This window comes from Actinophytocola sp. KF-1 (assembly GCF_054661535.1).
Genome location: NZ_BAAFVK010000012.1, coordinates 48,658 through 72,567, shown reverse-complemented (window position 1 = coordinate 72,567; position 23,910 = coordinate 48,658). Strand labels below are relative to the sequence as shown.

The following is a 23,910-nucleotide window of genomic DNA, read 5'->3' as shown; positions in this document are numbered from 1 at the left end:
ACACCCGTATCCGATACAGGAATGTACTCTTGGGGTCATGGGTCAGCCAGTTGACACGGACGAGGCGTCGGTCACCCCACCACTGTCCCGCAAGCGGCGGCAGACGCAAGCCAAGCTCCTGGACGCGGCCATGGACGCGTTCGCGGAGCGCGGCTTCTACGGCACCTCGGTCGAGGAGGTCTGCGAGCGGGCGGGGTTCTCCCGAGGCGCGTTCTACAGCAACTTCTCCACCAAGGAGGAGCTGTTCGTGGCCCTGTACAACCGGCAGGCCGACCGGGTCCTGGCGACGCTGACCGACCTCGCGCCCTCGGCGGGTGACTCGCTGGAGACGGCGCTGACCGAACTGGTCGCCGCCATCCCGCAGGACCGCCGGTGGTACCTCGTCAACACCGAGTTCGCGCTGCACGCCGTGCGCGACCCGACGGCGGGCGAGGCCTACGCGGCCGCGCGCAGCCGGGTGCGCGCGAGCTTCGCGGCCCGGTTCGCCGAGGTGGTCGAGCGGTTCGACCGGGAGCTGACCGTGCCGCTCGAACAGCTCATCCGCTGGCTGTTCGCCGTGCACGACGGCGGGCTCGCGCAGTCCTATGTGGAGCGGACAGGCGCCGACGACATCACGCGCCGGGTGGTGCCGTTGCTGGTGCACGCGGTGACGCGGCCGGAACGGAGCGGACGCCGCCCGGACTGACGAGCGACACCGCCCGGTATCCGGTGCGCGCCGGACGCCGCGCACCCCCGGTCAAGCACTGAGCGTCCACACCGCGGTGGCGATGGCATCGGTGTTGCGGTCCAGGGCGGTCGTGTCGACGTTGTCCGGCGTGTCGCAGGCGCGGTGGTAGCACGGGTCGAACGCCTCCCCGGCCGTGCCGCCCCACGTGGCGGCCTGCTCGGCGGACTTGATCCCCTCCGCGCCGGTGAACAGCCCGCCGGTGGGGATGCCCGCCCGCGCGAACGCGGCGTGGTCGGACCGGCCGCCGACTTCGACCGGCTCGGTCGGGACGCCGATGGCGGCGAAGTGGTCGGTGAGCACCTTCTCGATCGCCTCCGAGCCGGGCGGCTGGCTGCCCGACGCGTACACGAAGTAGCCGGGGTTCGGCGAGCCGATCATGTCGACGTTGACGTAGCCCGCGATCTTCGCCAGCTCGGCGTCCGGCAGGCCCGCGACGTACTCGGTCGACCCGACGAGCCCCAGCTCCTCCGCACCCCACCAGGCGAACCGCAGGTGCTTGGCCGGCTGGAGGTCCTGCTCGGCGACGGTCAGCGCCACCTCGAGCAGCCCGGCCGCGCCGGAGCCGTTGTCGTTGATCCCGGGGCCGGCGCGGACGCTGTCGGCGTGGCCGCCGAACAGCACGGTGGCGTTCTCGTCGCCGCCGGGCCAGTCCGCGACCAGGTTGTAGCCGGTGGCGCCGCCGGTCGTGAACTCCTGGAGCGCGGTGGTGTACCCGGCCGCGTCGAGCTGCCCCCTGATGTGGTCGAGCCCCGCCCGGTAGCCCGGCTGCCCGTGCGCGCGGTTGCCGCCGTGCTCGCCGGCGATCCGCGCCAGCTCGGCGAGGTGGGCCTGGACGTCGGCCACCGGGATGTCCGGCGCCACCCGCGGCGCGACGTTCGCGAACGGTTCCGGCACGGCGGTCGCGGTGGCGCAGCCGGTGATCGTCGCGCACAGCAGGGCCAGGACGGCGGGGACGCGGCGCGTGATCATGGCTACTCCCGGGGATCGGCGACCCCGCTCAGCGTGTCAACGGGGTGGTCGAGCCGGTAGGTTCGTTCGTCGGGATTTTCCGGATCCGGTGCGGCGGTCAGGAGGAAGGTGTGGCCCAGGAGCTCTCGGTGGTGCTCGGGGCCGTCGCCGCCGTCCTGCTGATCTCCGTGCTCGCGGTGCGGGTGTCGGTGCGGCTGGGGTTCCCGTCGCTCGTGCTGTACCTGGCGATCGGGGTGCTGCTCGGCGAGGCGGGCATCGGCATCCAGTTCGAGAACGCGTCGCTCACCGAGTCGCTCGGCCTCGCCGCGCTCGTGCTGATCCTGACCGAGGGCGGGCTGACCACGCGGTGGTCGGAGGTGCGTGCCGCGTTCTGGCCCGGCGTCGTGCTGTCCACTGTGGCCGTCGCGGTGAGCATCGCGGTCACCGGTGTCGCGCTGCGCTGGATCCTGGGGCTCGACTGGCGGATCGCGTTCCTGTGGGGCGCGGTGCTCGCGTCCACCGACGCGGCCGCGGTGTTCAGCGTGCTGCGCAACATCTCCGTCGGCAGGCGGCTGGTCGGCGCGCTGGAGCTCGAGTCCGGCATGAACGACGCGGCCGCCTACCTCGTGGTGGTGCTGCTGGCGTCCGGCGGGACGGCGTCGTGGACCGACCCGCTGCTCGCCGTGTACGAGCTGGTCGTCGGCGGGCTGATCGGCGTCGCGCTCGGGTGGGCCGGCGCGCACGCGCTGCGCCGCTCCGCGCTGCCCGCGACCGGTCTCTACCCGCTGGCGACGGTCGCGGTGTCGGTGCTCGCGTTCTCCGCCGGGTCGTTCGTGCACGCGTCCGGGCTGCTCGCCGCGTACCTGGCGGCGCTCGTGCTCGGCAACTCGAAGCTCCCGCACCGCAACGACACGCTGTCGTTCGCGGAGGGGCTCGGCTGGCTGTCGCAGATCGGCCTGTTCGTCCTGCTGGGACTGTTCATGTCGCCGAGCAGGCTGCTCGACGCGGTGGTGCCGGGCCTCGTCGCCGGCCTCGTCGTCACGTTCCTCGCCCGGCCGGTGTCGGTCGCGGTGTCGCTGACGCCGTTCCGCGTGCCGTGGCGCGAGCAGGCGTTCCTGTCGTGGGCGGGCCTGCGCGGCGCGGTGCCGATCGTGCTGGCGATGATCCCGCTCACCGAGGGTGTGCCGGGCGCCGAACGGCTCGTGGACGCGGTGTTCGTGCTGGTCATCGTGCTGACGATCGTGCAGGGCAGCACCCTGCCGCTGATCTCCCGGTGGCTCGGCCTCGCGAAGACGGGGGAGACCCGCGAGGTGGACGTCGACGCGGCGCCCCTCGACGAGCTGGGTGCCGTGCTGCTGACGTTCACCGTGCCTGCCGGCTCGAAGATGCACGGTGTCTACCTGTCCGAGCTGCGCCTCCCCGTGGGCGCGACGGTGAGCCTGGTGGTGCGCAAGGGGGTCGGCCACACCCCCGGCCCGTCGACCCGCGTGCAGGAACACGACCAGCTGCTGGTCGTCGCCACCGAACAGGTCCGCACCGCGACCGAACGCCGCATCCGCGCCGTCGACCGCGCGGGCCGCTTCGCCCGCTGGCGCGGCGAAACCGGCGCGGACTAGCCGTTTCGCCCACCGCGGGCCCCGGATTCGGTTACGGTCCACCCCATGGCGGAGAAGAGCTGCTCGTCCTGCGGCAACGAGACCCTGGAGCCCGGCTGGATCGTCGACGCGCGCCAGGGCATGGAGAACAAGTGGGTGCGCGGCGCGATGGAACGCGGCATCTTCGGCGGTCCGAAGCAGGCCTTCAAGGAGAAGTGGGAGATCGCCGCCTACCGCTGCACTCGGTGCTCGAAGCTGGAGCTGTACGCACTGAGCCCGGGCTACTAGTCCGTCAGCATGCTGATCTGGCGCATCTTGTTCGTCGCGTCCAGGGCGGCCACCTTGTACGACTCGGCCAGCGTCGGGTAGTTGAACACGGTGTCGACGAGGTAGTCGATCGTGCCGCCGCAGCCCATCACGGCCTGTCCGATGTGGACCAGCTCGGTGGCGTTGGTGCCGAACACGTGCACGCCGAGCAGCGACCGGTCCGCAGGCGACACCAGCAGCTTCAGCACCCCGTACGAGTCGCCGATGATCTGGCCGCGCGCCAGCTCCCGGTACCGGGACACGCCGACCTCGAACGGCACCCGCTGCTCGGTCAGCTCGTCCTCGGTCCGGCCGATGTAGCTGATCTCCGGAATCGTGTAGATCCCGATCGGCTGCAGCGCGTGCATCTCGTGCACCGGCTCGCCGCACGCGTGGTGCGCCGCCAGCCTGCCCTGCTCCATCGACGTCGCCGCCAGCGCGGGGAAGCCGATCACGTCGCCGACCGCGTAGATGTTGTCCACCTCGGTGCGGAAGTTCGCGTCCACCGTGATCCGGCCGCGCTTGTCCGCGGTCAGGCCCGCCGCCGCGAGGTCCAGCCCGTCGGTCATGCCCTGCCGCCCCGCCGAGTACATGACCGTGTCGGCCGGGATCTTCTTGCCGCTCTCCAGGATCGCGACCGTCCCTTTCGCGTACCGCTCGACCGCGGTCACCGTCTCGCCGAACCGGAACGTCACCGCGAGGTCCCGCAGCTGGTACTTGAGCGCCTCCACCACCTCGGTGTCGACGAACTCGAGCATCCGCATCCGCTGCTCGATCACCGTCACCTTGGTGCCGAGCGCGGCGAACATCGACGCGTACTCGATGCCGATCACCCCGGCGCCGACCACGACCATCGACCGAGGGATCTTCTCCAGGCCCAGGATGCCGTCCGAGTCGACGATGGTCTGGTCGTCGAAGTCCACAGAGGACGGACGGGCGGGGCGGGTGCCCGTGGCGATCACGATCTTCTCGGCGGTGACCTTGCGTTCCTGCCCGGTGCCGTCGGCCACCTGCACGGTGTGCCGGTCGACGAACCGGCCCGTGCCGGGCAGCAGCGCCACCCCGTTGCGGGCCAGCTGGCTGCGGATCACGTCGACCTCGCGCCCGACCACGTGCGACGTCCGCGCGGTCAGGTCGCCGATGGTGATGTCCTCCTTGACGCGGTAGCTCTGCCCGTACAGCTCCCGCTGCGACATGCCCGTCAGGTACAGCACCGCCTCGCGCAGCGTCTTCGACGGGATCGTGCCGGTCTGGATGCACACGCCGCCGATCATGTTGCGCCGCTCGATCAGCGCGACGGACGCGCCGAGCTTCGCCGCGGCGATCGCCGCCTTCTGACCGCCCGGTCCCGACCCCAGCACCAGCACGTCGTAGTCAGCCATGGGGTCAGTCTGGCAAGGGTCACATCCGTTGGACAGCCGAACGGACCATCGGCTACCTTTTCTTCACGAAGGTCATGAGCGCCAGCGTCAAGCCCCGGCTTGCTGGCCGGCAACCCTCCAACCGCGGTGGGGTGCCCCGGGTGAGGACCAGGCCCTCCGCGAGGTGCGGACGGGCAAGCGCGGATCCCGGGGCACGGGGTCCCCGACCTGGGAGAAGCCTGATGACGCTCGCGATCCCCCATGCCCGAGCCGCCGTCGAAGCACCGAGCACCGGCCTGCCGTCCGTCGCGGGCAGCAGGCTCACCGTGCCGCTCACCGACGGCAGGCAGGTCCAGTACGCCAACCTCGACCACGCGGCCAGCGCGCCCTGTCTGGACGCGGTCCAGCGGGCCGTCGACGAGTTCCTGCCCTGGTACGCGAGCGTGCACCGCGGCGCCGGGTTCGCCTCGCAGGTGTCCACGAAGGTCTACGAGCAGGCCCGCGGCGTGGTCCGCGAGTTCGTCGGCGCCCGCCGCACCGACGAGGTGGTCTTCACCCGCAACACCACCGACGCGCTGAACCTGCTCGCGCGGGCGGTACCCACCAGCACCTCGGTGATCGTCTTCGACACCGACCACCACGCCGCGCTCCTGCCGTGGCGCGGCCCGAACGTGTACCGGGTGACGCCGTCCGCGAACGTCGAACGCGACCTCGACGAGGCCCTCGCCGCCACGCCGACCGGGCCCCGGCTCGTCGTGGTCACCGGCGCCGCCAACGTCACCGGCGAGATCTGGCCGGTCGCGCGCCTCGCGGCCGTCGCCCGCCGCCACGGTGCGCGCGTCGTGCTCGACGCCGCCCAGCTGGCGCCGCACCGCCCGGTCGACGTGCGTGCGCTGGACGTCGACTACGTGGTCCTGTCCGGGCACAAGCTGTACGCCCCGTTCGGCGCGGGCGCCCTGGTCGGACGCGCCGACTGGCTGCGGGCCGCCCACCCGTACCTCGCGGGCGGCGGCGCGACCAGGCTGGTCACCGAGCGCGCGGTGTCGTGGAACCACGGGCCGGAGCGGCACGAGGCCGGGTCCCCGAACGTCGTCGGCGCGTACGCGCTCGCCGTCGCCTGCCGCACGCTGAGCGGGTCGTGGGACGCGGTCGTCGCGCACGAGGAGGACCTGCTCGCCCGCCTGCGGACCGGGCTCGCGAGCATCCCCGGCGTCCGGCAGCTGTCGATCCTGGGAGAGGACAACCCGAGGGTCGGCGTCGTCAGCTTCACCGTCGAGGGCCACGACCCCGGCCTGGTCGCCGCGTACCTGTCGGCCGAGCACGGCATCGGCGTGCGCGACGGCGCGTTCTGCGCGCACATCGCGGTCGGCAGGCTCACCGGCGGCCGCGCGCTGCGGGCGAGCCTCGGTCTCGGCAGCACCGCCGAGCACGTCGACCGCCTGCTCACGGCGCTGCGGCGGCTGGTCGCCGACGGCCCGGCGGAGCGGTACGAGCTGGTCGACGGCCGCTACGCGCCGGTCGCGGACCCCCGGCCGCTCCCGGCCTTCCTGACCGGTCTGTGAACGGACCGTGGACAATGGCCTGGTGACGGACGAGACGAGCACCGAGCCAGACACCGTGGAACCCGCGGTGCCACTGCCACCGCGCAAGGTGTGGCTCGTCGCCGCCGTCGCGCCGGTCGTGCTGGTCATCGACCAGATCACCAAGCAGCTCGCGCTCGCCGGGCTCGAGCACGAAGCGCCCGTCCGGGTGCTCGGCGGCCTGTTCTACCTGCAGATCGTGCGCAACCCGGGCGCCGCGTGGGGCATGGCGACCGGCATGACGTGGGTGCTCACGCTCATCGCGCTCGCCGTGGTCGTCGGCATCGTCTGGGTGATGCCGAAGCTGCGGTCGTCCGGCTGGGCCGTCGGCCTCGGGCTGGTGCTCGCCGGCGCGCTCGGCAACCTGCTCGACCGGTTCTTCCGCGCGCCCGGCGCCATGCACGGCCACGTCGTGGACTTCCTGTCCCCGTTCGCCCCCAACGGCGAGGCGTTCCCCGTGTTCAACATCGCCGACTCGGCGATCTGCGTCGGCGGCGCGCTGATCGTGCTGATGGCACTGCTGGGCCGCGACTACGACGGCCGCCGCACCTCGGACAAGAAGGACGCCAAGTGACCGCCAGGACCCTGCCCGTGCCGGACGGGCTCGACGGCATGCGCGTGGACGCGGGGCTCGCGAAGCTGCTGGGCCTGTCCCGCACCGCGGTCGCCGCGATCGCCGAGTCCGGTGACGTGCTGCTCGACGGCCGCACCGCGGGCAAGTCGGACAAGCTCACCGCGGGTGCGTGGCTGGAGGTCACGATCCCGGACCCGGAGCGCGCGGACGGCGGCCCGCCGCCCGCGATCGAGGTGCCCGGCATGTCGATCATCCACGAGGACGACGACATCGTGGTCGTGGACAAGCCGGTCGGCGTCGCCGCGCACCCCAGCCCCGGCTGGACCGGGCCGACGGTCATCGGCGGGCTCGCCGCCGCGGGCGTGCGGGTGTCGACGTCCGGCGCCGCCGAGCGGCAGGGCGTCGTGCACCGGCTCGACGTCGGCACCACCGGGATCATGGTGGTGGCGAAGAGCGAGCACGCGTACACGGTGCTCAAGCGCGCGTTCAAGGAACGCACGGTGGAGAAGGGCTACCACGCGCTCGTGCAGGGCCACCCCGACCCGTCGTCCGGCACCATCGACGCGCCCATCGACCGGCACCCCAGGCACGACTACAAGTTCGCGGTCGTCGCGGGCGGGCGGCCCAGCGTCACGCACTACGAGACGATCGAGGCGTTCCGTGCCGCGACGCTCGTGGACATCCGGCTCGAAACCGGTCGCACGCACCAGATCCGCGTGCACTTCTCCGCGCTGAAGCACCCGTGCGTCGGCGACCTCACCTACGGCGCCGACCCCACCCTCGCCAAGCGGCTCGGGTTGTCCCGCCAGTGGCTGCACGCGCGGCGGCTCGGCTTCCACCACCCGGCGGACGGGCAGTGGGTCGAGTTCACCAGCGAGTACCCGGAGGATCTGCGGAAAGCGCTGGACCGTCTCACCGCGGAGAGCTGAGTCCTCCACCTGCCGCCCGTTTTCGCGTAGTTTGGTGCGCAACCAGCGAGGGTGGGGGTGGTGCGCGTGCGCGACAGAGCCGACGGTGACCCGGTGGAGCACTTCCTCGAGGACGGCGTCGCGCCCGCGGTGATCGGCGGCGGACCCCCGGAGTCACCGTTCGACGTCGAGCCGGACCCCGAGCCGCCGCCCGGTCGTCGCGCGCAGCAGCCACCGCCACGCAGGCGGGAACCGGACCACCGCGTCGAACCGCCCACGAACCCGATCCCGGTCGTGCGCAGCCTTCCCCGGGAGGAGGAGCAGAAGCGCAAGTCGTGGGTCGCGCGGATGTTCCGATTACCGGAGCGGTGACTAGTTCTCGACCGTCCAGGTCAGCGTGCGGGACTCCTCGTCGGGGCGGGGGCTCCAGCGCACCGACGTGATCTCCGTGTGCTCCGGCACCACGTACACCGTGTGCCCGCCCTGCGTCTCACCCGGCGGCACCCCGATCCGGTGCGGTGGCCGCGACGACAGCGACACCGGCGCCTTCGAGATGGTCTTGCCGTCCGGCGTCACCAGCACCAGGTACAGGTCCGGCAGCGACTGGAACGCCACCGAGCCCCGGTTGGTCAGCTCGGTGTGCACCACGACCGACCGCTCACCCTCCTGCAGCCGGTACCCGGCCGCGGTGAACAGGTAGTCGGCCGGGTCGACGACCTCCACGAGGGTGATCGACAGCCGCTCGCCCTCGAGCCCTTCCGTCTGCAGCGCGGACCCGACCCTGCCCTGCCGCACGTCGGGCTCCACCCGCTCCGCCCGGACCGTGGGTTGCGTCACATCCTGCGGCGGCGCGTCGCCACGGGCCCACGTCGACGTCTGCGGCGGACCCCAGGTGCTGATCGGCGCCTCGACCTGAACCGTCGGCTGGGGCTGCTGCTGTGGTGGCGGCTGCGGCGCCTGCTGCACGGGTGCCGGGAACGGCTGGCTGGGCGGCCCCGTCTGCAGCGACTGCGCGGGGAACGGCGCGCTGGGCGGTCCCGTGCGCGGCATCATCGGCTGCGGCACGGAGTGCGGCCCGGACGGCGGGGCGAGCGGCCCGGGCTGGGGTTGCTGCTGCGGGTAGGGCGTCTGCATCGGCCCTGACTGCGGGTACTGCTGCTGCGGCGGGTAGGGCGTCTGCACGCCGTACGGCGGCGAGGCGGCGGCCAGCGCCTGGGCGGCCGCCTGTGCCAGCCGCGCCGGGTCGCACTCGACACCCACGAGCAGCGGCAACCCGGTCGCCGAGAGCGCGACAAGCCGCGAGGCCACCTCCCGGGGGTCCATTCCCACACGGGCGGCGACCTCGTGCACCGCTGCTCTGCCCATCTCGGCGACCACACCGAGCAGGCGGACGTCTACCGGATCCGTCACGGCTCGCACGCTACCCCGTCCACTCGATCATCGCGGCGGAAGCCGCGCCCACGCGGGGCCATTCTCCCCTCCGCTGTCCGGATCGTTACTGGCAGGATCTGACTATGAGCGGAGCTTGCGGAGCCATGAGCGGAGCTTGCGGAGCGAATCATCGAACAGAGCATCGAACACAGGGCGATCGCGAGCGACGGGCCCGAGCCTGCGAGGGGCTGACGTGAGGCCCCACACGACGCACCGCGGCTTCTGGACCCGCGACCTGAGAGCGGACAGGCACTGGCCCCTGCTGCCCTTCGAGGTGCCGGAGGGGTGCCGGTCCATCGCGGTGGAGCTGGCGTTCGACGAGTCGTCTGGTGCCGTCATCGACCTGGGCTGCGAAGGTGCGAACGGCTGGCGCGGGTGGTCGGGCAGCGCCAGGAGGAGCTACGTGATCACGCCGGAGGCGGCGACCCCCGGGTACGTGGCGGGCGAGCTGGAACCGGGGGAGTGGCACGTCGTGCTGGGCCTGCACCGCATCCCCGCCCCGGGCGTCGAGGTGACGGTCACGATCGAGACCGACGGCGACGCGCGCCCGGAGCCACCGCGCCCGAACCCGCCCGTCCCGGCGAAGCCGAGGCCGCGCGGCCTCCCCGCGGCGGCGGGCCTGCGCTGGGTCGCGGTCGACCTGCACGCGCACACCGTGCATTCCGACGGTGCGCTGACGATCGCCGAACTGGCAGCGGAAGCGGTGGCGGCGGGCCTGGACGCGCTGGCCGTCACCGACCACAACACGGTCAGCCACCACGCGGAGCTGGCCGCGATCGGCCGCCACTACGGCATCGCGCTGATCCCGGGGCAGGAGATCACCACCGAGTTCGGCCACGCCAACGCCTACGGCGACATCGGCTGGATCGACTTCCGCGAGCCCGCCGCCAACTGGGTGAAGACGGTCCGCGAACGCGGCGGTCTCTTGTCGATCAACCACCCGCTCGGCGGCGACTGCGCGTGGCGCCACCCCCTGCCGGAGCACCCGCCGCTCGCGGAGGTGTGGCACTCGAGCTGGCAGGCCCCGAACTGGGGCGGGCCGGTCGCGTGGTGGCAGGCGTGGGGCAGCGAGGCGACCCCCATCGGCGGCAGCGACTTCCACCGCCTGGACGAGGGCGTGCGCCTGGGCGCCCCGACGACGTGGGTGGCGGTGGACGCGCACGCCCGCAACGCCGACGAGCTGGTGCCTGCCGTGCTGGAGGGGCTGCGGGCGGGCCGGACCGCGGTGTCGGCGGACCGGACCGGCCCGGTGCTGCTGCCGGTGGACGGGAAGGTGATCGCGCTGGACGCCCCGGGGACGTTGGTCGTGGGCCGGGATGCCACGCACAAGGTCCGGTTCGATCGGGACACGTTCGATCCGCCCGGGCCGCACGGGCACGTGTTGTGCGGGCATGACGGGTCGGTGCTGGCTCTTGCCGGGACGCCGCGTTCTTCGTGATGGTTTCGCTGTCCTGGGTGGTCCCGTCCTGGGTGGTCCCGTCCTGGGTGGTTGTCCCCGTCCTGGGTTTTGTCCTCGCCGGACGGGCGTCCTCGCCGGAGGGCGTCCTGCCGGACGGGCCTCCTCGCCGGAGGGGCTGGTCTCCGGGATGGCGGGGGTCTTGCGCGGGGTTGGTTTGGCAGGGACTGGTGTCCGTTGTCTGCCTGCCATCCCGTCGACCTCCCGGAGGGCTATCACACCGTGTCAAGGGGGCCCGGGGATTGGGCAGGGGTTGCGTCGTGCTTCGGGCCCCTTTGACACGGCGTGATCGGGCTTCGCCAGGTCGACGGGATGGCAGGCAGGCAGTCCCTTCGTGGGCTGACGCCCGGCGGGCTGTGCGTGCCGAGCCCGCATGGCGGGGTGCGCCTGCCAAGCCCGCTGCGCGGGCTGCGCCCGCCAGGCCCGCATGGCGGGGTGCGCCCGCCCAGCCCATCCTGTCGCTCCGCCCGGCGAGCCTGCTGAGCGGGTTGTGCTCGCCGAGCCCGCTCCGCGGGCTGCGCTCGCCGGGCCCGTATGGCGGGTTCGCCTGCCGAGCCCCACACCGTCGGTTCCGCGGTTGAGCCCGCTGCGCGGCTGTGCTCGGCGGGCCCGTATGGCGGGTGCCCTGCCGAGCCCACGCCGTCGGTTCCGTCGCCGAGCCCGCTCCCCGGGCTGCGCCCGCCGAGCCCCGTATGGCGCGCTGCCCCTGCCGAGCCCCACACCGTCGGCTTCGCCGCCGAGCCCGCTCCGCGGGCTGCGCCCGCCGAGCCCGCTGCGCTGGCTGCCCCTGGCAGCCCGCACCGTCGGCTCCGCGCCGAGCCCGCTCCCCGGGCTGCCCCCGCCACCCACACCGCAGCCCCCCACACCCCACGCTCCACCCACCAACCGAACCACCCCGACAACCCCAGAAACCCCGAGAAAACCTCCCCGCTCCCACATCGCCGCCGAGCTGTGCTCGCCTCCACCCGCCATCCGCACTAATCTCCGTCCTGTTCGGACCACTGTTGGTGAAAGACCAACTGACTCGATGACGAGAGGTGCCGAGAGATGCGAGTTCGCCGCACGGTGGCGTTGGCCGCGGCAGCGGTCACCACGATGGCCCTGGCCGGCTGCCTCGGCCAGCAGCAGGAGTCGGACACGGCCCGCAACGCGGACGCCAAGGACGTCACGCTCACCGTCACGGCCAACGCGGTCGCGGGCGGCAAGAACGACATCACCGCCACGTGGATCAGCGACTGGGTGATTCCCGAGTTCACCAAGCAGCAGAAGGCCAAGGGCGTCAACGTGACCGTCAAGTTCGACGGCACGGGCGTCGACGACGCCGACTACAAGGCGAAGATCGCGCTGGACTTCGGCACCGACATCGGCGGCGACGTGGTCGAGGTCGACGGCATCTGGCTCGGCGAGTTCGCCCAGGGCGGGCAGATCCGGCCGCTGGAGGACGTCGTCGGCAAGGACAAGGTCGACGGCTGGGACGGCTGGAGCCAGATCACCGACGCGGTCCAGGCCGTCGGCGAGTACGAGGGCAAGCGCTACGGCATCCCCGTCGGCACCGACGGGCGCGTCATCTTCTTCAACAAGAAGCTCTTCGCGCAGGTCGGCCTGCCCGCCGACTGGCAGCCGACCAGCTGGGACGAGATCACGGCCGCCGCGGTCTCGCTCAAGCAACTGCCCGGCGTCATCCCCATGCAGCTCAACGCGGGCACCGCCATGACCGAGGCGACCACCATGCAGGGCGTCCTCCCGCTGCTCGCCGGCACCGGCGCCGAGATCCACCAGGACGGCAAGTGGCAGGGCGCCACCGAGAACGTCAAGCAGGTCCTCGACCTCTACAAGCAGGTCTACGGCGGCAAGCTCGGCGACCCGGTGCTCGCGCAGGAGGCCAAGGGCCGCGACCGCTCCTTCGAGCTGTTCGCCCAGAACAAGATCGGCATGCTGCTGGAGAGCGACTACTTCTGGCGCTCCGTCGTCGAACCGACCGTCGGCGTGGCGAAGATGGCGGACCGGGACACCGCGGTCGGCTGGGCGAAGATCCCCGCCATGAACCCCGGCTCCGGCGTCGGCGGCCAGGACTTCGTCAGCATGTCCGGAGGCTCGGTGCGGGTGATCAACCCCAACACGAAGTACCCGCAGCAGGCCTGGGAGCTGCTCCAGTTCATGAACTCGGCCGAGGCCACCAAGGCACGTCTGGGTGACACCGCTCAGGTCACGCAGCGCGACGACGTCAACGAGGAGGTCCTCGAGAACGACCCGATGCTGAGCTTCATCGCCGAGGAGGTCCTGCCGATCACCCGCTTCCGGCCAGGTCTCGCCGAGTACCCGAAGGTGTCGACCGCGCTGCAGCAGGCGACGGCCGACATCGTGGCGGGCAAGTCGGTCGACGAGGCGGCGTCGGCCTACGAGGAGGCGCTGGTCAAGGCGGTGGGCGAGGACAAGGTGGCGCGTGGCTAGCCGGGAGCGGAGCGAAGGAGCGGTCGTCGTCTGGACTGAGGAGCGCGCGCAGGCGCGCCAGCGCCGAGCACGCGACGAGGGAAGACGGCGACTGAGCGGATGAGCGAAGCGACCAATCAGACACGAGATTCCGCCGGCCTCGGCGTCGGGCGGGCGATCGCGTTCGTGTCGCCCGCCCTGCTGCTCATCGGGCTGTTCCTCGTCTTCCCCGCGCTCTGGACCGTCTACATCGGACTGACGAACTACGCGCTGACCGGGCCCGCGTCGGTCGCGCCGTCGTTCGTCGGCGTGGCGAACTTCCTCAACGCCCTCGACGACGCCCTGTTCGGCAACGCGCTGTGGCTGACGCTGCTGTTCGTCATGGGCTCGGCGGTGCTGGGCCAGAACCTGCTCGGCTTCGGCCTCGCGTGGGTGCTGCGGTCGGCGAAACCCGTGGTGCGCCGCGTGGTCGAGGCGTTCGTGCTGCTCGCGTGGATCCTGCCGAGCGTGGTCGTGGCCTACCTGTGGACGGCCGTGCTCGACCGCGACGGCGGCACGCTGAACACCCTGCTCGGCAACGGCGCCACGGCCTGGCTCGTCGAGTACCCGATGGCGTCGCTGATCGTGTTCAACACGTGGCGCGGCACCGCGTTCTCGATGATGCTGTACAGCTCGGCACTGGCCGCCGTACCGCCGTCCCAGCTGGAGACGGCGAAGACCGTCGGCGCCAACGGCTGGCAGACCGTGCGGGACGTGGTGTTCCCGCACATCAGGGGCCACGTGCTGACCAACACGCTGCTGATCTCCCTGTGGACGGCGAACGACTTCACCCCGTTCCTGCTCACCGCGGGCGGCCCGAACCACGAGTCGGAGACGCTGCCCGTGTTCATCTACCAGCAGGCCATCGCGAACGGCGAACTCGGCTACTCGGCCGCCATCTCGTTCCTGCTGCTGATCGTGAACCTGCTGGTGTCGTTGCTCTACCTGTTGCTGCTGCGGAGGCGGGCATGACGTTCCGGGCCATGCTGCGCCGCTCGGCGTACACCGTGCTGATCGCGGTGCTGCTGGCGTTCTTCGCGGTCCCCATGCTGTGGCTCGCGTCCGCGCCGTTCGACAGCGACCCCGGCGTCGGCCTGCGGTGGCCGGACTGGACGCTCGACAACTGGCGGATCACGTTCGCCCACCCGTACGCGCTGGGATCGCTCGTGAACTCGGTCGTGCTGTGCGCGGTCGCGACGATCGTGACCACGGCGTTCGGCACGCTCGCCGCGTACGCGCTGTCCCGGGTCCGCATCCCGGGCCGGGACGCGCTGCTCTACGTGCTGTTGCTGCTGTCCAGCGTGGTCACCGGCACCGCGGCGATGGTGCCGATCTTCGTGATGATGTTCCAGCTCGGCCTGATCAACTCGCAGTACGCGACGGGGCTCGTGATCGCGGGCGGCATGCTGCCCGCGGCGATCTTCATCCTGAAGGACTTCGTCGACGCGGTCCCGCGCAGCTACGAGGAGTCCGCGCGGGTGTTCGGCGCCTCACCCGGCCAGGTGCTGCGCCACGTCGTGCTCCCGGGGGCGCGGCCCGGCATCGCGACCATCACGGTCTGGGCGTTCGTGCAGGCCTGGGGCAACTTCCTGCTGCCGTTCCTGCTGTTGCGCGAGGTCGAGCAGCAGCCCGCGGCCGTGCTGCTGCGCACCCTCAAGGACGAGGGCGGCAGCGCGAACCTGACGGTGATCCCGGTGTTCTCGCTGCTCTACGCGGTCCCGGTGGTGGCGCTGTACTTGTTCGTCAACAAGCGGTACGGGTTCCGCTTCCACGGAGGGATCAAGGCCTGATGGGGTCGATCGAGCTGACCGGTCTGTCCACCGTGTACCCGAACGGGGTGCGCGCGGTGGACGACCTGGACCTGTCGATCCGCGACGGCGAGTTCTTCGCGCTGCTCGGCCCGTCCGGGTGCGGCAAGACCACGCTGCTGCGGACCATCGCGGGCCTGGAACAGTCGTCGTCGGGGACGATCTCGCTCGGCGACCGGGACGTCACGCGCGCCGAGGCGGGCAAGCGCGGCGTCGCGATGGTGTTCCAGGACTACGCCCTCTTCCCGCACATGACGGTCGCGCAGAACATCGCCTACCCCCTGCGGGTGCGGCGCGCGTCCCGGCAGGCGCAACAGGACGCGGCGGCGTCCACGTCGGCGGGTCTCGGCCTGGCGGAGCTGCTGGAACGGCGGCCTGCGCAGCTGTCCGGTGGGCAGCAGCAGCGGGTGGCGCTCGCGCGGGCCATCGCCATGGCGGCCGACGTGCTGCTGCTCGACGAGCCGCTGTCCAACCTGGACGCCCGGCTGCGGCTGGAGGCACGCACGTTCCTCAAGCGCCTGCAGCGCGACCTGGGCCTGACCACGGTGTTCGTCACCCACGACCAGGCGGAGGCACTCGCGCTCGCCGACCGGATCGCGGTGATGGCCGACGGCCGCATCCGCCAGCTCGGCACGCCGAAGGACGTGTTCCAGCGGCCCGCGGACACGTTCGTCGCGAACTTCATCGGGTCCACGCCGATGAACCTCCTGGACGGCGTCGTGGCCGACGGCACGCTGTCGGTCGCGGGCGCCCGGCTGCCGCTCCCCACCGGGCTGTCCGTCGCGGACGGCACCAAGGTGGTGGCGGGCATCCGCCCCGAGTACCTGCAGCCCGCCGCCGAGGGCATCACGGGCGCGGTGTCCATCGTCGAGAACCTCGGCGTCACCTCGCTGGTGACACTGGAGTGCCCCGGCGAGGTCCTCGTCGGGTTGACGGTGCCGGAACACGACGAGCCCGCGGTGGGGGCCACTATGACCGTGGCGCCGGCTCCCGGACGGCTGCTGGTGTACGACGCCGGGACGACACGACTGCTGTGACCACCAGCAGCGCCAGCCCGAACCAGGTGAACTCGTTGCCCACCACGTGCTGCCACCACGCCCAGTCCAGCTCCCGGTCGTACCGGTTCGGCAGCACCCAGTGCGGCGGCGCGACGAACACCAGCAGACCCGCCACCGCGGCGATCCGGCCGGGCCAGTGCCAGTCCCGCAGCCGGGGCACGAGCCACACCCCCGCGAGCATCGCCCACACCCAGTGGTGCGACCAGGACACCGGCGACGCGAGGAGCCCGGCGATCGCGGCGGCGAGCAGCGCGCCGAGGTCGTCGCCCGCCGCCCGGGCCCTGCGCACGGCGAGCCACCCCAGGGCGGCCACGGCCAGCGCGGACGTCAGCCAGAGCGCGGTCGTCAGCCCGTCGGCGAGACCGAGCCGGTGCCAGAACCCGTTGAGCGACTGGTTGCCCGTGTAGGTCAGCCCGCCGATCCGCGTCGGGTCGCCGAGCACCGTCGACAGGTACGCGGGGGTGTCGGCGGGCGCGATCACCCACACCAGCAGCGACACCGCCACGAACGCGCCGACCGCGGTGCACACCGGCCGCCACCGCCGGTGCGCGGCGAAGAACAGCAGGAACGCGAACGGGGTCAGCTTCACCGCCGCCGCCAGCCCGATCAGCGCGCCGCGCGGCCACCACGTGCGCGGCAGCAGGCAGTCGGCCACGACCAGCACCATCAGGACCAGGTTGACCTGCCCGAAGCTGAGCGTGAGCCGCACCGGTTCGAGCACGACCCCGAACGCGAACGCGGCCGCGACCAGCGTGACCGGCCGCCGCGCCACGACGACCGCGACCGCGGCCAGCGCGGCCAGCGAGACCGCGGTGAGGGCCGCGACCGCCACCACGACGGGCACCACCGCGAGCGTCGTGAACAGCATCGCGGCGAGCGGCGGGTACGTGAACGGCAGTCCCGTGCCGTACCGGCTGCCGAACTCGTCGGTGTAGAGGCCGAACCCGTCGAGGAACGCCTGCCCGCCCGCGCGGTAGACCCGCAGGTCCATGAAGTTGGCCCAGTCGACCAGCAGGAGCAGCACGGCCGCCGCGACCAGGCCCGCGCCGCCGACCGCGAGAACCCGACGCGTCACGACTCACCCCCGGCGGGGCAGCCTAGCGGTCGGCGACCAGCCGCACCGCCAGCGCACCGAAGATCGCCGCGGACACCCGGTTCAGCCAGCGCCGCACCGCCGGCTTGCGCAGCAACAACGCCGACAGCGCGCCCGAGGCGAGCCCGACGGTCGCGTCGACGCAGAACCCGACCACGATGAGGATCGCGCCCATGACCAGGAACTGGGCGGGCATCGCCCAGCCGCCCTCGGTCACGAACTGCGGGAAGAACGCCAGGTAGAACAGCACGACCTTGGGGTTGGACAGGTTCACCAGCGTCGCCATCAGGTAGGTGCGGCGCAGCGACCGCCCCCCGAACTTCGCGGGCGCCGTCGCGGCGACGTCCTTGGCCGACCGCAACGCGCCGATCGCCAGGTAGACGAGGAAGACCGCCCCGACGATCCGCACCGCGTCGAGCGCGATCGGCGCCGCCTGCAGCACGGCCCCGAGCCCCAGCGCGGCGGCCACCGTGTGCCCGGCCAGCCCGGTCGACATGCCCGCCGCGGCCACCACCCCGGCGGCCCGCCCACGCGCGATCCCGTTCGCGAGGATGAACATCATGTCGGGCCCGGGCACGACACTGATCACGACACAGGCCAGGGTGAAGGCCAGCACGATCGAGGCGTCCATACCGCCATCCTCACCCCGCGGACCGGTCGCCGTCGCGCCAATTCCGCCCCGTGGAACACGGCGCGTGCAGCCCGTCGACCGCGCGCACCCGGTGTGCACGCTCGCGGCCGTCCGCATCCTCGTGCCGGTGCCGCACCGGCAGCTCCGCCTGCGGTGACCTAGGCAGGCAGTTCGCTGCGCAGCATCCGGTACAGCACCTCGTCCCGCCACTCGCCGTCGCGGAAGGTGTGCTCCTTCAGCTCCGCCTCCCGCACGAACCCGGCCTTCTCCAGCGACCGCTGCTCGGCGATGTTCTCCGCCTCGGTCACCGCCTGGATGCGGTGGACCGGCGAGTGCGCGAACAGGTACCGGGCGAGGAGGAGCTGCGCGGCCGCCCCGTGCCCACGGCCCCGCGCAGCGGGCAGAAGGCTGATCCCGAACTGGAACACGTGCACCGTGTTCCCGGTCTGCAACCGGTACCACGACACGAACCCGATGGCCGTGCCGTCCAGCTCGACCATCAGCACGCTCCGTTCGTCCGAGAGCAGCCGGTTCTCGTTGAACCGCCGCCGCCACACGCCGGGGTCGGAGAACCCGCCCCAGTTGAACGGCCCGATCAGCTCCGGGTCGGCGAACATCTCGTCGAGCGTGTCGAGGTCCGGTTCGGTCACCGGACGCAGGCGCATCCCCTCGGTCATGCCCGCACGGTAGCGGCGGGCACGACCGGGGAGCGCGTGAGTTCAGACCAGTTCGGCGTCGAGCGTGATCGTCGTGCCGGTCAGCGCCTGCGAGACGGGGCAGTTCTTCTTGGCGTCCTCCGCGGCCTTCGCGAAGTCCTCCGCGGAGATGCCCGGGATGCTGGCGCGCACGGTCAGGTGGATGCCCGTGATGCCCTCACCAGGCTGGAACGTCACCTCCGCCTTGGTGTCCACGGTCCGCGGCGGGGTGCCCGCGCCCGCGAGGCCGTGCGACAGCGCCATGGAGTAGCACGTCGAGTGCGCCGCCGCGATGAGCTCCTCCGGGCTGGTCTTGCCGTTCGCCTCGTTCGCCCTGGACGGCCACGACACCTCGTAGGTGCCGATGCCGGACGAGTCCAGCGACACGGTGCCGGAGCCGTCGAGCAGCGCGCCCTCCCAGTGGGCGTTCGCGGTGCGGGTGGTTGCCATGTGTACTCCTCCTCGGAGCGGGACTGTCGGGTGCCGGGCCTGAGTCTGCCGCACGGCACCGACAACCGCGCACTCGTGTGACCCGCTCGCCAGCCACTCTCGAGACCTCGCTCACATGTTCGATATACTGCTATCCGTCAAGCAGCGCCGGGTGGGCCGGATCGTCCACCCGCACCGCGAAGTCGGCCGCGTACAGGGGGCGCACGGTCGAGTGGTACCGCTCGAACGCGGGCAGGGACCACGTGTCGGCTTCCGCGGTGCGCCTGCGCAGCGCGGCGGGGGAGAGCCAGAGGTGAACGGAACAGTCGAACGGCAGGCCACGGCCGAGCAGCAGCTCGCCGTCGAGCACGAGCACGCCACCGGGTGGCAGGTCCACGTAGGCCGCGCGGGTGGCGCGGTCGGTCCCGGCGTTCCACAGGCTGGGCAGGACCCGCCCGGAGCCGCCGGGGGCGAGCGGCTCGAACACCTCGCGCGTGAGCCCGCCGAGGTCCAGCCAGTCGTCGTAGCGGGCGTCGGGGTCGGTCCTGCCGCGCTCGAACCGCAGCGACGCCGGGCGCAGGTAGTCCCGCGTGGACACCCGCAGCACCGGGCGGCCTGCCAGCCGCAGCGCGCCGGCGAGGCGGTCGGCGAACGCACCGGGCTCGGCCGCGGGCGCGCCGTCGACGGCCGCCCTCGTCCACCCATCGCCCGCGCGGGTGATGATCGTCTCGGTCACCTCGGTGATCAGCAGGTCAGGCGAGACGGGGCGGAAACGCATGCCACCGATCATGCCTCGCACCGGAAATTGTCGGTGCTGCGCGGTACAAACGAGCCATGCCAGCGCAGACCCCCGACACGCCCCGGCCGGTCGTTCACCCCCGCGTCGACGCGTCGTAGGGTGGTGCCTCGTGGCGGCTGATTCGTTCGTTCATCTCCATGTGCACACCGAGTACTCGATGCTCGACGGGGCCGCCAAGGTCGCGCCGCTGTTCGCCGAGGCCAAGCGCCTCGGGATGCCCGCCGTCGGCATGACCGACCACGGCAACATGTACGGCGCCGACCAGTTCTACCAGGAGTCGCGCAAGGCCGGGATCAAGCCGATCATCGGCATCGAGGCCTACATCGCGCCCGCCAGCCGCTACCACAAGAAGCCGATCTTCTGGGGTGAGGCGCGGCAGCGCAGCAGCGACGAGCTGGGCGAGGGCGGCGACGTCTCCGGTGGCGGTGCGTACACGCACATGACCATGCTCGCGGGCAACGCGAAGGGCCTGCGGAACCTGTTCACCCTGTCGTCGCGGGCGAGCATGGAGGGCTACTACCGCAAGCCCCGCATGGACCGGGAGCTGATCGCCGAGTACGCCGAGGGCATCATCGCCACGACCGGGTGCCCGTCCGGCGAGGTCCAGACCCGCCTGCGCCTCGGCCAGACCGCGGAGGCGATCCAGGCCGCGGCGGACTACCGCGACATCTTCGGCGCCGAGAACTTCTTCCTCGAGCTGATGGACCACGGGCTGCCGATCGAGCGGTCGGTGCGCGAGGGCCTGCTCGAGATCGGCAAGCAGCTGAACCTCAAGCCGCTGGCCACCAACGACTCGCACTACGTCACCAAGGACCAGGCCGAGGCCCACGCGGCGCTGCTGTGCGTCCAGTCGGGCAAGACCCTGTCCGACCCGAACCGGTTCAAGTTCGACGGCGACGGCTACTACCTGAAGTCCGCCGAGGAGATGCGCGACTACTGGGACAAGGAGGTCCCCGGCGCCGCGGACACGACGCTGCTGGTCGCCGAGCGCGTCGAGTCCTACGAGGAGGTCTGGGCGCACGTCGACCGGATGCCCGTGTTCGACGTGCCGGACGGCGAGGACCAGGCCAGCTGGCTGCACAAGGAGGTCATGCGCGGCCTGAACTGGCGGTTCCCCGACGGCATCCCCGACGGGTACGTCGAGCGGGCCGAGTTCGAGCTGGGCGTCATCACCCAGAAGGGCTTCCCGGCGTACTTCCTCGTGGTCGCCGACCTGGTGCGGCACGCCCGCGAGGTCGGCATCCGGGTGGGCCCCGGCCGTGGTTCGGCCGCGGGGTCGCTGGTCGCGTACGCACTGGGCATCACGAACCTGGACCCGATCCCGCACGGCCTGCTGTTCGAGCGGTTCCTCAACCCCGAGCGCACCGCCATGCCCGACATCGACATCGACTTCGACGACCGCAGGCGTGGCGAGATGATCACCTACGCCACGAACAAGTACGGCGCCGACAAGGTCGCCCAGGTCATCACGTTCGGCACCATCAAGACCAAGGCCGCGCTCAAGGACTCGGCCCGCGTCCTGCACGGCCAGCCCGGCTTCTCCATCGCCGACCGGATCTCGAAGGCGCTGCCGCCGCCGATCATGGCGAAGGACATCCCGCTGTCCGGCATCGTCGACCCCAAGCACGAGCGGTACGCCGAGGCCGCCGAGGTCCGCACGCTGATCGAGACCGACGCCGAGGTCGGCAAGATCTTCGAGACCGCGCGCGGCCTGGAGGGCCTGATCCGCAACGCGGGTGTGCACGCGTGCGCGGTCATCCTCTCGAAGAGCCCGCTGATGGAGTCGATCCCGCTGTGGCAGCGCGACGACGGCTCGATCATCACCGGCTGGGACTACCCGTCCTGCGAGGCCATCGGCCTGCTGAAGATGGACTTCCTCGGCCTGCGCAACCTGACGGTCATCGGCGACGCGATCGACAACATCAAAGCCAACCGGGGCGAGGACGTCGACCTCGACCGGCTCACGCTCGACGACAAGAACACCTACCAGCTGCTGTCCCGCGGTGACACGCTCGGCGTGTTCCAGCTGGACGGTGGCCCCATGCGTGACCTGCTGCGGCGCATGCAGCCGACCGGGTTCGAGGACATCGTCGCGGTCGGCGCGCTGTACCGCCCCGGCCCGATGGGCATGAACGCCCACAACGACTACGCGGACCGCAAGAACAAGCGGCAGCAGATCAAGCCGATCCACCCGGAGCTGGAGGAGCCGCTCAAGGACATCCTCTCGGAGACGTACGGCCTGATCGTCTACCAAGAGCAGATCATGTTCATCGCCCAGAAGGTCGCGGGCTACTCCATGGGACAGGCGGACGTGCTCCGCAAGGCCATGGGCAAGAAGAAGGCGGAGGTCCTCGCCGAGGAGTTCACGCGCTTCGAGGCCGGCATGAAGGCCAGCGACCTGCGCCCGGGCGGCTTCTCGGACGCGGCGATCAAGGCGCTGTGGGACACGATCCTCCCGTTCGCCGGCTACGCGTTCAACAAGTCGCACGCGGCGGCGTACGGCCTGGTGTCGTACTGGACGGCGTACCTGAAGGCGAACTACCCGGCCGAGTACATGGCCGCGCTGCTCACGTCGGTGGCGGACAACAAGGACAAGTCGGCGGTCTACCTGTCCGAGTGCCGCCGCGCGGGCATCAAGGTGCTGCCGCCGGACGTCAACGAGTCTGGCCTGCGCTTCGCCGCGGTCGGCACCGACATCCGCTTCGGCCTGGGCGCGGTCCGCAACGTCGGCGCCAACGTGGTCGAGTCGATCATCAAGACCCGCGAGGCGAAGGGCAACTACAAGAGCTTCACCGACTTCCTCGACAAGTCGGAGCTGGTGGTCTGCAACAAGCGCGTGATCGAGTCCCTGGTCAAGGCGGGCGCGTTCGACTCACTGGGCCACACCAGGCTGTCGCTGGTCCAGGCGCATGAAGAGGCCGTCGAAGCCGTGGTGGGCCTCAAGCGCCAGGAGGCGATGGGCCAGTTCGACCTGTTCGGCTTCGGCGACGACGAGTCGGCCGCCGAGTCGAACGACTCCAGCCCGCTCGCCCACCTGAAGTTCACGGCGGAGGAGTGGCCCCGCAAGCAGCTGCTCGCGTACGAACGGGAAATGCTGGGCCTGTACGTGTCGGCGCACCCCCTGGACGGCGCGGAACGCCTGCTGCGCAAACACGCCCCGAAACCGATCGCGGAGATCCTGGACAACCCGCCCAAGGAAGGCGAGATCGTCCTGTCGGGCATGATCTCCGCGATGGAACGCCGGGTGAACAAACAAGGCGAACCGTGGTGCATCTGCACGATCGAGGACCTGGACGCGTCGATCGAGGTCCTGTTCTTCGCGAAGAGCTACTCGGTCCTGTCACAAGACCTGGTCGAAGACGCCGCGGTGGCCGTGAAGGGCCGGGTCAACTGGCGCGAAGACAAGATGTCCGTCTTCGGTTCGGGCCTGATCCCCCTCGACTTCACCGACGCCGACCTGGCGGCAGCGGACGAGGAAACCCCGTTCATCCTCCTGTGCAACCCAGGCAAGCTGAACGACGAGGTGGTGGGCGAACTGAAGAACACCCTGTCCGCCCACCGAGGCGACACCCCGGTGCACCTCAAGTTCGCCCACAAGGAAAACGGCATCACCCTCGCCCTGGACGACTACCCGATCAAGGTGACCCCAGCCTTCCTGGGCGAGATCAAGGCAATCCCGGGAGTAGCGGTAGACGCCTGACCCGTCACTCGCCGAACGCCTGCCGAACCCGCTCGAGTGACGGGCCCCCGAGCCGGACGTATCCGCGAGTGGCTGAGCACTTCGTCGGCGAACTCCTGCACTGCGGGCTCGCCGAAGCAGCGGTTTGTCCTTCTACGCCACCCTCAACAGCGACCTGCGGCAAGTCGGTCAACCACAGCGGCTCCACGCGGTGCAGTCACTGCCGGCAGGACAGTACGAACCGCCACCACGACTCGGTGTTGAGCCAGTCCACGCGTGCCCCCAAGATGATCGAACCGACTGTTCAGCCCACGAACCCGTCCGGTTCAGCGGACAGCCGCCGATCGAGGGGTACGTTGTCCT

The 23,910-nt window shown here is 71.4% G+C and carries 21 protein-coding genes and 1 riboswitch; of the genes, 13 read left to right on the top strand and 8 right to left on the bottom strand.

Annotated elements, in window-relative coordinates; all coding sequences use genetic code 11:
* Nucleotides 1-37: 37 nt before the first annotated feature.
* Nucleotides 38-685, top strand: a complete 648-nt coding sequence (locus tag ACYQ77_RS32100; RefSeq protein WP_459717899.1) for a TetR/AcrR family transcriptional regulator — start codon at nucleotides 38-40, stop codon at nucleotides 683-685.
* Nucleotides 686-736: 51 nt separating this feature from the next.
* Here ACYQ77_RS32100 and ACYQ77_RS32095 read toward each other — a convergent pair whose 3' ends face one another.
* Nucleotides 737-1,696, bottom strand: a complete 960-nt coding sequence (locus ACYQ77_RS32095) for a M28 family metallopeptidase (protein WP_459717898.1) — start codon at nucleotides 1,694-1,696, stop codon at nucleotides 737-739.
* A 110-nt stretch (nucleotides 1,697-1,806) separates the two neighbouring features.
* On the opposite strand from ACYQ77_RS32095, the gene ACYQ77_RS32090 reads away from it, so the two are divergent.
* Together ACYQ77_RS32090 and ACYQ77_RS32085 are read left to right on the top strand one after the other, a co-directional pair.
* A complete protein-coding gene (locus ACYQ77_RS32090; protein WP_459717896.1) occupies nucleotides 1,807-3,291 on the top strand; it encodes a potassium/proton antiporter in 1,485 nt (494 codons plus the stop codon).
* Nucleotides 3,292-3,336: 45 nt separating this feature from the next.
* Nucleotides 3,337-3,558 carry a hypothetical protein gene (locus tag ACYQ77_RS32085; protein WP_459717893.1) on the top strand — a complete coding sequence of 74 codons (222 nt, stop codon included), beginning with the start codon at nucleotides 3,337-3,339 and terminating at the stop codon, nucleotides 3,556-3,558.
* Here ACYQ77_RS32085 and sthA read toward each other — a convergent pair.
* A complete protein-coding gene (gene sthA / locus ACYQ77_RS32080; RefSeq protein ID WP_459717891.1) occupies nucleotides 3,555-4,958 on the bottom strand; it encodes a Si-specific NAD(P)(+) transhydrogenase in 1,404 nt (467 codons plus the stop codon). The genes ACYQ77_RS32085 and sthA overlap by 4 nt on opposite strands.
* 70 nt (nucleotides 4,959-5,028) lie before the next feature.
* Nucleotides 5,029-5,144: riboswitch (SAM riboswitch) on the top strand.
* Nucleotides 5,145-5,179: 35 nt separating this feature from the next.
* Between sthA and ACYQ77_RS32075 the strand changes: the two genes are divergently transcribed.
* The 4 genes from ACYQ77_RS32075 to ACYQ77_RS32060 all read left to right on the top strand — a co-directional run bounded on the left by ACYQ77_RS32075 (nucleotide 5,180) and on the right by ACYQ77_RS32060 (nucleotide 8,371).
* Complete coding sequence (locus tag ACYQ77_RS32075) at nucleotides 5,180-6,499, top strand: aminotransferase class V-fold PLP-dependent enzyme (protein WP_459717889.1); 1,320 nt, start codon at nucleotides 5,180-5,182, stop codon at nucleotides 6,497-6,499.
* 19 nt (nucleotides 6,500-6,518) lie between these two features.
* Nucleotides 6,519-7,091 carry a signal peptidase II gene (gene lspA, locus ACYQ77_RS32070; RefSeq protein WP_459718531.1) on the top strand — a complete coding sequence of 191 codons (573 nt, stop codon included), beginning with the start codon at nucleotides 6,519-6,521 and terminating at the stop codon, nucleotides 7,089-7,091.
* On the top strand, nucleotides 7,088-8,020 hold the full coding sequence (locus ACYQ77_RS32065) for an RluA family pseudouridine synthase (RefSeq protein ID WP_459717886.1): 933 nt from the start codon (nucleotides 7,088-7,090) through the stop codon (nucleotides 8,018-8,020). The genes lspA and ACYQ77_RS32065 overlap by 4 nt, the downstream gene beginning before the upstream one ends.
* Before the next feature lie 66 nt (nucleotides 8,021-8,086).
* On the top strand, nucleotides 8,087-8,371 hold the full coding sequence (locus ACYQ77_RS32060) for a hypothetical protein (RefSeq protein WP_459717883.1): 285 nt from the start codon (nucleotides 8,087-8,089) through the stop codon (nucleotides 8,369-8,371).
* On the opposite strand, the gene ACYQ77_RS32055 is transcribed toward ACYQ77_RS32060, so the two are convergent.
* Nucleotides 8,372-9,364 (bottom strand): AsnC family protein, encoded by a 993-nt coding sequence (locus ACYQ77_RS32055; protein ID WP_459718528.1) that lies wholly within the window; start codon nucleotides 9,362-9,364, stop codon nucleotides 8,372-8,374.
* A 259-nt stretch (nucleotides 9,365-9,623) separates the two neighbouring features.
* On the opposite strand from ACYQ77_RS32055, the gene ACYQ77_RS32050 reads away from it, so the two are divergent.
* The 5 genes from ACYQ77_RS32050 (at nucleotide 9,624) to ACYQ77_RS32030 (ending at nucleotide 16,200) form a co-directional block, all read left to right on the top strand.
* Complete coding sequence (locus ACYQ77_RS32050; protein WP_459717880.1) at nucleotides 9,624-10,868, top strand: CehA/McbA family metallohydrolase; 1,245 nt, start codon at nucleotides 9,624-9,626, stop codon at nucleotides 10,866-10,868.
* A gap of 1,065 nt (nucleotides 10,869-11,933) precedes the next feature.
* On the top strand, nucleotides 11,934-13,337 hold the full coding sequence (locus tag ACYQ77_RS32045) for an extracellular solute-binding protein (protein WP_459717877.1): 1,404 nt from the start codon (nucleotides 11,934-11,936) through the stop codon (nucleotides 13,335-13,337).
* A gap of 99 nt (nucleotides 13,338-13,436) precedes the next feature.
* The gene (locus ACYQ77_RS32040; RefSeq protein ID WP_459717874.1) at nucleotides 13,437-14,327 is read left to right on the top strand and encodes a carbohydrate ABC transporter permease; all 891 of its coding nucleotides are present in this window, start codon (nucleotides 13,437-13,439) and stop codon (nucleotides 14,325-14,327) included.
* On the top strand, nucleotides 14,324-15,145 hold the full coding sequence (locus ACYQ77_RS32035) for a carbohydrate ABC transporter permease (RefSeq protein ID WP_459717872.1): 822 nt from the start codon (nucleotides 14,324-14,326) through the stop codon (nucleotides 15,143-15,145). The genes ACYQ77_RS32040 and ACYQ77_RS32035 overlap by 4 nt, the downstream gene beginning before the upstream one ends.
* Nucleotides 15,145-16,200 carry an ABC transporter ATP-binding protein gene (locus tag ACYQ77_RS32030; RefSeq protein ID WP_459717870.1) on the top strand — a complete coding sequence of 352 codons (1,056 nt, stop codon included), beginning with the start codon at nucleotides 15,145-15,147 and terminating at the stop codon, nucleotides 16,198-16,200. Before ACYQ77_RS32035 ends, ACYQ77_RS32030 begins: the two co-directional genes overlap by 1 nt.
* Here the strand turns inward: ACYQ77_RS32030 and ACYQ77_RS32025 are convergent.
* From ACYQ77_RS32025 to ACYQ77_RS32005, 5 genes are all read right to left on the bottom strand, one after another.
* Nucleotides 16,133-17,296 (bottom strand): glycosyltransferase 87 family protein, encoded by a 1,164-nt coding sequence (locus ACYQ77_RS32025; protein WP_459717868.1) that lies wholly within the window; start codon nucleotides 17,294-17,296, stop codon nucleotides 16,133-16,135. The two genes, ACYQ77_RS32030 and ACYQ77_RS32025, sit on opposite strands and share 68 nt — an antisense overlap.
* A 22-nt stretch (nucleotides 17,297-17,318) precedes the next feature.
* Nucleotides 17,319-17,945 carry a LysE family translocator gene (locus tag ACYQ77_RS32020; RefSeq protein WP_459717865.1) on the bottom strand — a complete coding sequence of 209 codons (627 nt, stop codon included), beginning with the start codon at nucleotides 17,943-17,945 and terminating at the stop codon, nucleotides 17,319-17,321.
* Nucleotides 17,946-18,103: 158 nt separating this feature from the next.
* Nucleotides 18,104-18,622 (bottom strand): GNAT family N-acetyltransferase, encoded by a 519-nt coding sequence (locus ACYQ77_RS32015; protein WP_459717862.1) that lies wholly within the window; start codon nucleotides 18,620-18,622, stop codon nucleotides 18,104-18,106.
* Nucleotides 18,623-18,664: 42 nt separating this feature from the next.
* A complete protein-coding gene (locus ACYQ77_RS32010; protein ID WP_459717859.1) occupies nucleotides 18,665-19,090 on the bottom strand; it encodes an OsmC family protein in 426 nt (141 codons plus the stop codon).
* A 130-nt stretch (nucleotides 19,091-19,220) separates the two neighbouring features.
* Nucleotides 19,221-19,847 carry a nucleoside/nucleotide kinase family protein gene (locus ACYQ77_RS32005; protein WP_459717856.1) on the bottom strand — a complete coding sequence of 209 codons (627 nt, stop codon included), beginning with the start codon at nucleotides 19,845-19,847 and terminating at the stop codon, nucleotides 19,221-19,223.
* A 130-nt stretch (nucleotides 19,848-19,977) separates the two neighbouring features.
* Here ACYQ77_RS32005 and dnaE point away from each other — a divergent pair, with 130 nt between their 5' ends.
* Nucleotides 19,978-23,568: a DNA polymerase III subunit alpha gene (gene dnaE, locus ACYQ77_RS32000; RefSeq protein ID WP_459717853.1), complete on the top strand. Its 3,591-nt coding sequence runs from the start codon at nucleotides 19,978-19,980 to the stop codon at nucleotides 23,566-23,568.
* Nucleotides 23,569-23,910: the final 342 nt, after the last annotated feature.

What these genes read in the sequence shown, in the direction of transcription:
- ACYQ77_RS32100 (WP_459717899.1), top strand. Translation starts at nt 38, where the DNA reads ATGGGTCAGCCAGTTGACACGGACGAGGCGTCGGTCACCCCACCACTG.
- ACYQ77_RS32095 (WP_459717898.1), bottom strand. Translation starts at nt 1,696, where the DNA reads ATGATCACGCGCCGCGTCCCCGCCGTCCTGGCCCTGCTGTGCGCGACG.
- ACYQ77_RS32085 (WP_459717893.1), top strand. Translation starts at nt 3,337, where the DNA reads ATGGCGGAGAAGAGCTGCTCGTCCTGCGGCAACGAGACCCTGGAGCCC.
- sthA (WP_459717891.1), bottom strand. Translation starts at nt 4,958, where the DNA reads ATGGCTGACTACGACGTGCTGGTGCTGGGGTCGGGACCGGGCGGTCAG.
- ACYQ77_RS32075 (WP_459717889.1), top strand. Translation starts at nt 5,180, where the DNA reads ATGACGCTCGCGATCCCCCATGCCCGAGCCGCCGTCGAAGCACCGAGC.
- ACYQ77_RS32055 (WP_459718528.1), bottom strand. Translation starts at nt 9,364, where the DNA reads ATGGGCAGAGCAGCGGTGCACGAGGTCGCCGCCCGTGTGGGAATGGAC.
- ACYQ77_RS32045 (WP_459717877.1), top strand. Translation starts at nt 11,934, where the DNA reads ATGCGAGTTCGCCGCACGGTGGCGTTGGCCGCGGCAGCGGTCACCACG.
- ACYQ77_RS32040 (WP_459717874.1), top strand. Translation starts at nt 13,437, where the DNA reads ATGAGCGAAGCGACCAATCAGACACGAGATTCCGCCGGCCTCGGCGTC.
- ACYQ77_RS32035 (WP_459717872.1), top strand. Translation starts at nt 14,324, where the DNA reads ATGACGTTCCGGGCCATGCTGCGCCGCTCGGCGTACACCGTGCTGATC.
- ACYQ77_RS32030 (WP_459717870.1), top strand. Translation starts at nt 15,145, where the DNA reads ATGGGGTCGATCGAGCTGACCGGTCTGTCCACCGTGTACCCGAACGGG.
- ACYQ77_RS32020 (WP_459717865.1), bottom strand. Translation starts at nt 17,945, where the DNA reads ATGGACGCCTCGATCGTGCTGGCCTTCACCCTGGCCTGTGTCGTGATC.
- ACYQ77_RS32015 (WP_459717862.1), bottom strand. Translation starts at nt 18,622, where the DNA reads ATGACCGAGGGGATGCGCCTGCGTCCGGTGACCGAACCGGACCTCGAC.
- ACYQ77_RS32010 (WP_459717859.1), bottom strand. Translation starts at nt 19,090, where the DNA reads ATGGCAACCACCCGCACCGCGAACGCCCACTGGGAGGGCGCGCTGCTC.
- ACYQ77_RS32005 (WP_459717856.1), bottom strand. Translation starts at nt 19,847, where the DNA reads ATGCGTTTCCGCCCCGTCTCGCCTGACCTGCTGATCACCGAGGTGACC.